Origin of the sequence: Edaphobacter aggregans DSM 19364 (assembly GCF_000745965.1) — a bacterium.
Taxonomy (GTDB): domain Bacteria; phylum Acidobacteriota; class Terriglobia; order Terriglobales; family Acidobacteriaceae; genus Edaphobacter; species Edaphobacter aggregans.
The window spans coordinates 237,816-248,076 of sequence record NZ_JQKI01000001.1; the positions used below are offsets into that span (position 1 = coordinate 237,816).

The 10,261-nt window shown below is 63.9% G+C and carries 11 protein-coding genes; 6 read left to right on the plus strand and 5 right to left on the minus strand.

Annotated features, from left to right (window positions below):
- Positions 1-56 precede the first annotated feature (56 nt).
- The 5 genes from Q363_RS01070 to Q363_RS01090 all read left to right on the plus strand — a co-directional run bounded on the left by Q363_RS01070 (position 57) and on the right by Q363_RS01090 (position 4,442).
- The gene (locus Q363_RS01070; RefSeq protein WP_035347145.1) at positions 57-1,544 is read left to right on the plus strand and encodes a tetratricopeptide repeat protein; all 1,488 of its coding nucleotides are present in this window, start codon (positions 57-59) and stop codon (positions 1,542-1,544) included.
- Between the two features lie 118 nt (positions 1,545-1,662).
- Positions 1,663-2,004, plus strand: coding sequence for an ArsR/SmtB family transcription factor (locus tag Q363_RS01075; protein ID WP_035347148.1), 342 nt, complete (start codon positions 1,663-1,665; stop codon positions 2,002-2,004).
- Complete coding sequence (locus tag Q363_RS01080) at positions 2,001-3,731, plus strand: SulP family inorganic anion transporter (RefSeq protein ID WP_051978169.1); 1,731 nt, start codon at positions 2,001-2,003, stop codon at positions 3,729-3,731. Before Q363_RS01075 ends, Q363_RS01080 begins: the two co-directional genes overlap by 4 nt.
- Before the next feature lie 36 nt (positions 3,732-3,767).
- Complete coding sequence (locus Q363_RS39955) at positions 3,768-3,917, plus strand: hypothetical protein (RefSeq protein WP_157466450.1); 150 nt, start codon at positions 3,768-3,770, stop codon at positions 3,915-3,917.
- Positions 3,918-4,004: 87 nt separating this feature from the next.
- Positions 4,005-4,442: a thioredoxin family protein gene (locus Q363_RS01090; protein WP_035347154.1), complete on the plus strand. Its 438-nt coding sequence runs from the start codon at positions 4,005-4,007 to the stop codon at positions 4,440-4,442.
- 6 nt (positions 4,443-4,448) lie between these two features.
- Here the strand turns inward: Q363_RS01090 and Q363_RS01095 are convergent, their stop codons facing one another.
- The 5 genes from Q363_RS01095 to Q363_RS01110 form a co-directional block, all read right to left on the minus strand.
- Complete coding sequence (locus Q363_RS01095; protein ID WP_342667374.1) at positions 4,449-6,533, minus strand: FtsX-like permease family protein; 2,085 nt, start codon at positions 6,531-6,533, stop codon at positions 4,449-4,451.
- A complete protein-coding gene (locus Q363_RS43605) occupies positions 6,506-7,120 on the minus strand; it encodes a hypothetical protein (protein ID WP_245631968.1) in 615 nt (204 codons plus the stop codon). The genes Q363_RS01095 and Q363_RS43605 overlap by 28 nt, the downstream gene beginning before the upstream one ends.
- A 1-nt stretch (position 7,121) precedes the next feature.
- Positions 7,122-7,451 carry a PadR family transcriptional regulator gene (locus Q363_RS01100; protein WP_035347156.1) on the minus strand — a complete coding sequence of 110 codons (330 nt, stop codon included), beginning with the start codon at positions 7,449-7,451 and terminating at the stop codon, positions 7,122-7,124.
- Positions 7,452-7,624: 173 nt separating this feature from the next.
- A complete protein-coding gene (locus tag Q363_RS01105; protein WP_084079808.1) occupies positions 7,625-9,157 on the minus strand; it encodes an aryl-sulfate sulfotransferase in 1,533 nt (510 codons plus the stop codon).
- A gap of 139 nt (positions 9,158-9,296) precedes the next feature.
- Positions 9,297-9,548, minus strand: coding sequence for a hypothetical protein (locus Q363_RS01110; protein ID WP_157466451.1), 252 nt, complete (start codon positions 9,546-9,548; stop codon positions 9,297-9,299).
- Positions 9,549-9,564: 16 nt separating this feature from the next.
- Between Q363_RS01110 and Q363_RS01115 the strand changes: the two genes are divergently transcribed.
- Entirely contained in the window at positions 9,565-10,155 is a 591-nt protein-coding gene (locus Q363_RS01115; protein WP_035347162.1) for a hypothetical protein, read from the plus strand.
- Positions 10,156-10,261: the final 106 nt, after the last annotated feature.

The following is a 10,261-nucleotide window of genomic DNA, read 5'->3' on the forward strand; positions in this document are numbered from 1 at the left end:
AACCCGTGTAGCATGACAGGCAAGGTTCGCAACCAACACGCTTGGGAGGCAGGGGGATGCACGATCGATCTCGAATATTGCTCGCCCTGCTCATCCTCTGTCCCCTGGCAGCCGCACAGGAGACCCACACCCACAATCCGCCCGAGAAGCTCGGAAGCGTCTCCTTTCCCATCTCCTGCACCCCAGCCGTTCAGCAGCACTTCGACCGCGCGGTGGCCCTGCTTCACTCCTTCGCCTATACCGCCGCCGAAGACGCATTTCAGCAGGTCGCCCAACTCGACCCGCACTGTGCCATGGCCCATTGGGGAGCAGCCATGACCTGGTTCCACCAGCTATGGGACCTGCCCCTCTCTCCCGCCACCACATCGCTTGCGCGAAACCAGATCCAGCAGGCGCAGCAGATCGGGACCACCTCCGAACGCGAGCGCCAGTTCATCCATGCGCTCAGCCTCATCTACCAGGACGACGCCGTCCCCTACCGCACGCGCGCGTCGAGCTACGAGCGGGCCATGAGTGACCTCGCCTCCCGGAACCCGCGCGATGTCGAGGCGCAGGTCTTCTACGCGCTCGCTCTTCTGTCCAACGCCTCTCCATCCGACAAGACCCACGCAAAGCAGAAACAAGCCGCCGATCTGCTTGAACCACTCGATCGCACCTACCCGGAGCACCCCGGGATCCCTCACTACCTCATCCACGCATACGACAATGCGGAGCTCGCACCAAAAGGCCTCCCGGCGGCGCGAGCCTACTCCCAGATCGCGCCCTCAGCGCCCCACGCTCTGCACATGCCCTCGCACATCTTCACGCGCCTCGGCCTGTGGGACGACTCCATCGCCTCCAACCGTGCAGCAAGAGAAGCCGCGCACCAGCAGGGCGACACCGGAGAAGAGCTGCACGCCATGGACTATCTCGTCTACGCCTATCTTCAGAGCAGGCGCGACCAGGACGCGGCCCAGGTCATCCAGCAGCTGAAGGACATGCCTGGGCTCAACGCTCGGGACTTCAAGATCACCTACGCCGCGACCGCAATGCCCATTCGCTATGCAGTCGAGCGCAGCCAATGGGCCGACGCCGCTGCCATCGTTCCCCCCGCAGGAGCCCCGCCCCACGTCGTCGCCATCGCCGTCTGGGCGCGCGGCCTCGGCCTCGCTCGCACCGGACACCCCGCCGAAGCACGCACGCAGATCGTTCAACTGCGCCAACTCGAACAGCAGCTTCGCACCTCAGGCAACGACTACTGGGCCAACCAGGTGTCGATCCTGAAGCGCGAAGTCACGGCGTGGTCGGCCCAGGCCGACAGAAAGCACGACGAAGCCGTAGCCGCAATGCGCGCTGCCGCCGATCAGGAGGACGCCATCGAGAAGCTTCCCGTCACCCCTGGCCCAATCGTTCCGGCCCGCGAGCAACTCGGCTATCTGCTCCTCGAGCAGCATCAGCCAAACCTGGCCCTCAAAGAGTTCAGGACCGCACTCGCAGATGCCCCCGGACGCCGCGGAGCCTTGCAGGGCACCGCGCAAGTTGCCGAACTCTCCAGCCGCAAATAGATTTCACAGCCCTGTTTTACCGGCCAGGTGTCCCACGTCAACGCCGTGTGGCATGGCCCGCAAAATCGACACGATAGCTGCAGCGACACAACTATATCGAATATTGTAATATTTATATATGCGCGATTCCCTACGGCGCTTCAAGGCTGACATCTTCCAGGCCCTTGCTCATCCCACCCGCATCGCCATCCTCGAGCTCCTCAGCTCCGGCGAGCTCTCTGCAGGAGTGCTCATCGAGAAGCTTGGCATGGAGCAGGCCAGCGTATCCCAGCACCTTGCCGTACTCCGGGCAAAACAGCTCGTCGTCAATCGAAAGTCCGGCAACCAGGTCTTCTACTCCATCCGCGACCCCCTCATCGTCGAGGTCCTGAACCTCATGCGGACCTACTTCCATGCCCATCTCAAAGAGTCCCTGGAGATGCTCGATGAGATGGAGAAGCCATTGGAGACTGCACGTTGAGCTACCCACCCACTCTTACTCGTACCGAGCAGAAGTGGCTGCCACGCTCCATCGAATGCCTCCGCGGCTACACGGCCCGCGAACTCTCGCACGATCTCGTCGCCGGACTGACCGTCGGTCTGGTTGCTCTTCCTCTGGCCATGGCCTTTGCCATCGCCTCCGGAGTCCCTCCGCAGGCCGGCTTATACACCGCAGTCGTTGCCGGCTTCCTGATCTCGGCCCTGGGAGGATCGCGCACCCAGATCGGCGGACCGACCGGCGCCTTCGTCGTCATCGTCGCCGGCATCGTGGCGAAGTTCGGTCTGGACGGCCTGGCGCTCGCCGGAATGATGGCCGGCCTCCTTTTGCTGATCATGGGTTTCACCGGTCTGGGATCGGCAGTCAAGTACATCCCCCGGCCCGTCACCATCGGCTTCACCAACGGCATCGCCCTGCTGATCGCATCCACCCAGATCAAAGACTTCTTTGGCCTGAAGACGCCGCCGGTCCCCAGCGAGTTCCTTCCTCGCATCAAAATGCTGCTCCACTACGCCGGTACTGCGCACTGGCAGACGATCGTCGTGGCTGCGGCTTCGCTCGCCATCATCCTGCTGTGGCCCCGGCTGACCAAACGTGTTCCCGGCTCGATCGTTGCTCTGCTTCTCTCCACGCTCGCCGTCGCTCTCTTCCACGTACCCATTGAGACCATCGGCAGCAAGTTCGGCGGAATCCCGCAGGGCTTTCCGCGCTTCACAATGCCCAGCTTTCACGCGGCGCAGATTCTGCCTCTGCTTCCGTCGGCCTTCACGGTTGCCATGCTTGCGGCGGTCGAAAGCCTTCTCTCCGCCGTCGTCGCCGACAGCATGAGCGGAGACCGCCACAACTCCAACGTGGAACTGGTGGCCCAGGGAGCCGCCAATCTCGTCTCGCCGCTCTTCGGAGGCATCCCCGCCACCGGGGCCATCGCCCGCACGGCGACTAACATCCGATCCGGCGCGCAAACCCCCGTAGCCGGCATGGTGCACGCGCTTACGCTGTTTGCCATCCTTCTGGTTGCGTCACCGCTGGCCCGCTTCGTCCCGCTGCCAACTCTGGCCGCCGTCCTCTTCGTCGTGGCCTACAACATGGGAGAGTGGCGAGAGATTGCATCCATCTTGCGCCTCTCAAAGACAGACATCGCCGTCTGGTTTACGACCTTCGCGCTGACTGTCTTCGCCGACCTCACCGTAGCAGTCGGCGTCGGCATGGCCCTCGCCGCGCTCCTCTACATCCGTCGCATTGCAGAGACAACCACCGTCGCTCCCGTGACATGCGAGTACCTCCAGGACGGACAGGCCCACATCCTGCAGGACAAGGACATTCCCTCCAACGTCACCATCCTGCGCATCCACGGCCCCTTCCTCTTCGGCACAACCGAAAAGCTCGCCGAGGCCACCAAAGACCTCTCCTCCTTCGGCGATATCGTCATCCTCCGCCTTCGCAATATGACCGCGCTCGATGCCACCGGCATCCACGCCCTCGAACAGTTCTCCGACCGTCTTGGCCGCGTAGGCAAATCACTCCTGCTCTGCGGCGCACGCGAGCAGCCGGCCCGCCTCATCTCACAGTCGGACTTTCTCGACCACGTGGGAGCCGAAAACGTCCTCCCTCACGTTCAGGCCGCCCTCGCTCGCGCGAGAGAGCTCCAGGGAGACTTCGAAGGCGTCGGCCACGACCTCGCTCTCGATCTCGAGCGTCAACCACTCTAAATAAATCGCTCTCACCGCATCCACTCAGGAGGTTTCGTGAAGTCCTTACTCAAGCTGCTGGCAAGTATCGGCAAGGCCTTCGGCATATCCAGCCCATCCGATAACGTCCGATCAACTCCTTCGCGAAAGCTGAAGAGCGAACAAACCTCAGCCACCTCCGATTCGCCGTCACAACCTAACGCGTAACGCTTCACGGTCGATTCGACTCTCGCGCCTGCCGCTGTACCCTTAGCCCGCCTCGGTGCATCCAATCCACTCGGAGCCACGAACGCCATGCCCCTCATCCGAACCTGCCCACACTGCGGCCAGAAGAACCGCGTCCCCGCCGAGCGTCTCGCCGACACCGGCCGCTGCGGCAGCTTCAAAAACGAGCTCGCCCCCCTGAGCGAGCCCGTCGCCGTCGACACCACTCTCTTCGACGAGATCGTCCAGAACGCACGTGTACCCGTCCTCGTCGACTTCTGGGCCGAGTGGTGCGGCCCCTGCCACATGGCCGCCCCCGAGGTCAAACAGACCGCCGCCAACTCCGCTGGCCGCGCCCTCGTCCTCAAGGTCGACACCGAGCAGAACCCCCAGCTTGCCGCCCGCTACAACGTCCGCGGAATCCCAAACTTCGCCGTCTTCTCGAGCGGCAAGCTCGTCACCCAGCAGGCCGGCGTCGTAGGCCACCTGCAGATGGCGCACTGGCTCGACCAGGCCCGCTCCTCCTAGCCGCCACTACTCCGCCCGCAGCATCTCCACCGGATCAACCTTGAGCGCCCGCCACACCGCAGGAACCGCCGCCACCAGCACCGCCGCCGCAATCGTCGCTAGCGGAACCACCATCATCGCCAGATCCGTCCCCTTCACCCCATACAGCAGCGAAGCAATGTACCGCGTCGATCCCATCCCCAGCGCGATCCCCGCCGCCGTGCCCACCACCACCGTCACCGCAATCCCCGCCCCGACCCTCCGTACAATGTGCACCACGCGCGCTCCCAGCGCCAGCCGTATCCCGATCTCCCTCTCCTGCTCGATCACGCTGTAGTGCAGCACGCCATACAGACCAATCGCCGCCAGCAACAGAGCCACCGCGCCAAAGAAGAACGACAGCATCGCCAGCACCCGCTCGCGAATCGTCTGCAACCGGTTCAGCTCCTCCTGCGTCTGCACATTCACCACGCGCATATCCGCCCGAGCCTTGGGAACCTCCCGACGCATCGTCGCCGCCATCGCCATCGGGTTCTCCGACGACGTCTTCACCACCATCGTCAGCATCGGAGGCAGCCCCACCTCAGCCGCAGCAGCACCGCTCAAAGGCTTGGGCCGTCGCGCAAACGGCGTAAACACCTCTGGCAACATCGGCTCATGAATACTCCGGTAGTACGCATCGCGTATCACCCCAACCACCTGTATCCGATCTCCGCCACCATTCCCGCCCGGTTTCACGAAGACCCTTCCCACGACATTCCCTCCCCCCAGAAACCTCTTCGCAAAGGTCTCGTTCACAATTGCGACATCGGGAGAAAAGTCCCCGTCCCGAAAGTCCCTGCCATCCACCAGCGGAATCCGCATCGTCTCCAGCCATCCCGGAGAGACATCAAGGAAGTACGCAAGGTCCGTGCTCGGCGGCGCTCCATTTACCGAGATCGTATTGTTCATCGCTATGCCCTTCAGCAGCGGCCAGGAACACAACGACACCTGCTCCACTCCCGGCACCGTCCGCAGATGTTCTGCCACATCATCCCACGCCGCCATTGGCACGCCCGGCTTGCCCGTCGTCTCCAGCAACAGCAACCGTTCGCTCGAAAATCCCGTCGGCTGCGACGACAGCTTCTTGAACGTCGCCACAAACAGCCCCGCCACAAACAGCACCACGAAGCAGAACGCCACCTGCGCCCCGATCATCGCATGCATCACCCTGCGCCGCGAGCGCGGTTCCTCGCCTCCCTTCAGCACGCTCACCGGCCTCACCCACGAGGCCCTAAGCGCAGGCAGCAGCCCGAACAGCAGCATCACCCCCACCGTCAGTACCACACCAAACGCAATCACCCGCGCATCCGCCGGCAGCAGCAGCTGCACCGGAGCATCCGGCCGGTCGATCAACCTCACCACCATCGGCGCCGACCACCACGCAAACAGCGCCCCTCCCGCTGCAGCCAGCACGGCCAGAAGACCGCTCTCCACCATCACCATCTGGACCAGCCGCCAGCGCCCCGCGCCGATCGAGACCCGCAGCGCCATCTCCTTCGCCCGCCCCGCCGCCTGCGCCGCCATCAGGTTCGCCACATTCGCGCACGCAATCAGCAGCACCATCATCACCAGCACTGCCAGCGCCATCAGCGCCGGACGATACTCCGTCTGAAATCCCGAGACGCCCGTCGGAGCCCAGCTCATCACCAGTTCATTGCTCAGAACATTCTTCAGCGTCTCCTTGGAGAGCCCCCTCGCCCCACTCAGCCGCTTCTCCTCAAACTGATGGCTCACCGCCGCCAGCTTATCCCGCACCGGCTTCTCCGCCACGCCCTCATGCAGAGCCACCAGCGTCCGGAACCACGTCCAGTCGTTGCGCGTCACCCCTCGATGCATCGCCGTCGGCAGAAACACATCCACCACCGTCCCCGGAGCCGTCCCGGTGAACCCCCTCTGCGCCACGCCCACAATCTCGTACACGCCACCCTGATAGTGCAGCGTCTTGCCGACCACACCCGGATCGCGCCGGAACCTCCGCCCCCAGTACTCATCCGAGATCACCGCATACGGAGCCCTCCCCGGCGCCGCATCATCCGCCTCCGTCAGCAGCCTCCCTGCCTCCGGCCGCAGTCCAAAACCCCAAACATATTCCCCGAGACGTACGCTACCGTCGCCTTCTCCAGCTCCTGCTCCGTCGCATACGTCACGTCTGCGCGGTCCGCATACGACACCGCGATCAGCTCCGCATCGTTCTTCACCGCCTCCCGCATCTGCTCGAACGCCGGATAAGCCCACGAGTCGAAGCTCCCCCACTTCCCGTTGAACCCGATCCCCTGCCGCGACAGCCCATACAGCCTCTCTGCATGCACCACCGACAGCGGACGCCACAATAACGCATCCATAAACCGGAACGCCGACACGCACGCCCCCATCGCCAGCGCCAGCGACAACGCCGCCGACGACGACGTCACCTTGTTCCGCCGCAACTGCCTCCACCCAAACACGACGTCCGCCCGCAGCGCATCCAGCCACCCCGCCACCCGCACGCTGTAACTCGCCTCCCGTTGCCGCAGCGTGTTCCCCAGCGCCCGCCGAGCCTCCTCCGCGTCGCGCCCCCGCTCCACCGCCTCGGCCACGTGCGACTCCAGCTCCTCTTCGATCTCGCTCCGCAGCCGCTCACTGCGAAACACATTCGCCAGTCGCGTCCAGAGCCCCATCTCACACCGTCCTCAGAATCCGGTTCACCGCCGATGTCACCAGCTCCCACCTGGCCTCCTCGGCCGCCAGCTGCCTCTTGCCCTCGGCCGTCACCTCATACACCCGCGCCCGTCGGCCGGAGTCCTTCTTCACCCACTCCGCGCGAATCCAACCCGCCTCCTCCATCCTGTGCAGCGCCGGATACAGCGAACCCTCCTCCGCCCGCAGCACATCATCCGACATCTCCCCAATCGCGGTCATAATCGCGTACCCATGCAGCCGAGGCCGGCGTGAAACTATCTTCAGCACCAGCAGGTCCAGCGTCCCTTGCAACGAATCCGTCTTCGCCATACTCAGACATCTTAATACTTAGACATCTAAGTATTGTCAAGACACAACATCACAACCCACACCCTGCGGATTCGAGAAGCCACTGCCCACCGGCACCAGTGCCCCGCTGAAGTGCGCCGTCTGCGGCCCCGCCGACGCCCTAATTCAACCAGCCATCACCACCCTCGCCACCATCACCACTGCACACCCGGATACAGACTCCCCATCCGCGAAGCCCTGTACAGATACGTCCCCTTCACCTGCATGCTCCACACCGTCTGCGCGCTCGCATCCTGTGTCACCTCGAACACCTGCGAGCTCGCAGGCGTCACCCCCACGCCGCACAGGTCATACTCCACATGCCCGTTCGCCAGCTGCTGCACATTTCCCCCAAAGAAGCTGTACTCGCTCCCCGGCAGCACCTGCCGGAAAGTGAACGCAGCCGTCTTCGCCCGCTCGTCAATCCTCCACACCGGCACCGTCGAGTAGCACGCCGGCCCTGCCGCCACGCCGCACACCACTCCTCCCGCCATCACCCGGTTGTTCCCGTTATCCATCACCCCCAGCGAGAACACACCCGAAGTATTCGCACTGAAAAAATCAGGCAGGTGCTGCGCATACATCCAGTCCGTAGGATCCACGCCGCCCTCGAGCGAAAAATCCCCTCCCGCGCCCAGCCGCCACAGCACTGCTCCATCCCCCACGCCATCCATGTACCGCACCTTCACTACCCAGTTCTGGTGACGCAGCGAGACCAGCAGATTCCCATCGTCCTTCGAGTACGCGACCGCATTTCCATGCGTCCAATCCGTCACGCCAAACGGATGCCGGTTCGGATCAAGGTGGTTGAACACACTCCAAACCCACACCGGCCTCAGGCTCGCATCCAGATCCACCACCACATCCCCCAGCACCGTCGCCGCAGCCGCATTCGTCAGCGCAGGCGTCGTCACCCCCGACAGCGGAACCGCCGCCGCCGCCAGCACGAGCCAGTGCCCATTTTCGAGCGGCTCCACATCATGATGAAACGTCGCCAGCGTCACACGACACTCCGCGCAGCTCGCCACCGCCAGCGCGGCATTCAGATCGTCGATCGTGATTTTCCTGACCGTCTCTCCCGCCAGGTTCACCTCGCGAACCTCGTTCACCGCGCCCGCCGGAATCGCGCCGAATGGCACCCCCATCCCGATCGCCATCACAAAGTTCCCATTCGCCAGCATCTTCACGCCATTCACATAGTTCTGCGCCACCGTGCCCGGATTCGCATACGTCCACAGCGTCTTCCCCTCCAGGTCCGTCACCACCACGCCGCTCGGCGTCCCCGAGAGCGCATTCAACAACTCCACCCCCGGCTGCGGCATCATCCCCGCCGCCGTCGCCGCCGAAACATTCAGCCGCATGTTCTCCGGCACCGCACCCGTCGTAAACACATGGTCCACATCGTTCGCCGTCATCCCATTCGCAAACCGCACCGCCGCGCGCATGTGATACGTCGTCGAAGCCTGCATCCCCGCCACGAACAAACTCACCCTCCCACCCGCAACATCCGTCGACCGCTCCCAGGTCCTCCGCCCATAGGTCGTATCCGTCCCAAACTCCACCGACATCGCCCCCGCCATCGGCAGCGTCATCGAATACAGCGCCACCTGCGGATTCCCCGTCGCCGTCACCTGCCCCGCAAGCGCCGGCTCTACCGGAGCCTTACTCCCGTCACTGCACCCGGCCATTGCAAACATGCATGTAACCACAACCGGTACAAAACCGCACCGGTACAAAAATCGTCGCATCGATCGGCACATAATCTGCACCAGCATCGCAGCCGATCGCCCACCGCAAGGTAAAACTTCTGGTCACGATCCTGTGTCGTCACCTCGTCAGGCTTCCCGCAGCCACGCACAAACCGTCATCTCGACCGAAGCGGTGAAGCCGCGCAGTGGAGAAGCCTGCCCTGAGCGAAGTCGAATGGGCCCCCTGTATTTCGCCGTTGCCGTTGCCGTTGCCGTTGCCTTCGCCGTTGCCGTTGCCATTGCCTTCGCCGTTGCCGTTGCGTTCACCTTTGCCGTTGTCTTCAGCTTCAGCATCGCAACAACCGCCCGCCTCTCCACCGCACAAACCCACCCATTATCCTTAACCCATGCGCCGCACCCTGCTCCTCTGCACTCTTCTCCTCTCTGCCCTCGCCCCCCCGGCCCGCGCCACCGAGGTCGGCATCTCCGCCCAGGCCCTCGAGCGCACCCTTCTTACCCAGCTCTTCAACGCCCCCGACGGCCGCCACTACCTCCGCGGCGACGCCCACTCCCCCTGCTACGTCTACGCCGAAAAGCCCCACGTCACCTTCCACGATGACCGCGTCATCGTCTCCGTCCACACCCGCGCCCGCCTCGGAACCACCGTCGCCGGCGCCTGCGTCGGAGTCACCCTCACCCGCGACGTCGACGTCTCCATCCTCCCCGACGCCGAGGGCGAGACCATCGGCTTCCGCGACGCCCGCATCGACCGCCTCTCCAACTCCCCCGAGCTCAACTTCCTCCTCGAGCCCTTCCTCTCCCGCCAGCTCCCCCAACAAATGAAGGTCAACGCCGCCGACCTAATGCGCCAGCTCCTCGCCCACTCCCGCGATACCATGGGCTACGGCCTCACCCTCACCACCCTCAAGATCCACTCCATGATCGTCCAAGGCCCCCAGCTCGTCCTCGACGTAGACACCACCCTCAGCGTCAACTGACCGCAAGTAGCATCATCACAACCTCAGCGCCACAACGCCGAATGACGGCGCCGATACCGGATGCGGGGAAAGGATGCGGGGAAAGGATGCGGGGAAAGGATGCGGG

Bases quoted from the DNA above. Each gene is read 5' to 3' on its own strand.
- Q363_RS01070 (WP_035347145.1), top strand. From the start codon at position 57: ATGCACGATCGATCTCGAATATTGCTCGCCCTGCTCATCCTCTGTCCC.
- Q363_RS01105 (WP_084079808.1), bottom strand. From the start codon at position 9,157: ATGGCCGGGTGCAGTGACGGGAGTAAGGCTCCGGTAGAGCCGGCGCTT.
- Q363_RS43605 (WP_245631968.1), bottom strand. From the start codon at position 7,120: ATGGGGCTCTGGACGCGACTGGCGAATGTGTTTCGCAGTGAGCGGCTG.
- Q363_RS01090 (WP_035347154.1), top strand. From the start codon at position 4,005: ATGCCCCTCATCCGAACCTGCCCACACTGCGGCCAGAAGAACCGCGTC.
- Q363_RS01075 (WP_035347148.1), top strand. From the start codon at position 1,663: ATGCGCGATTCCCTACGGCGCTTCAAGGCTGACATCTTCCAGGCCCTT.
- Q363_RS01100 (WP_035347156.1), bottom strand. From the start codon at position 7,451: ATGGCGAAGACGGATTCGTTGCAAGGGACGCTGGACCTGCTGGTGCTG.
- Q363_RS01115 (WP_035347162.1), top strand. From the start codon at position 9,565: ATGCGCCGCACCCTGCTCCTCTGCACTCTTCTCCTCTCTGCCCTCGCC.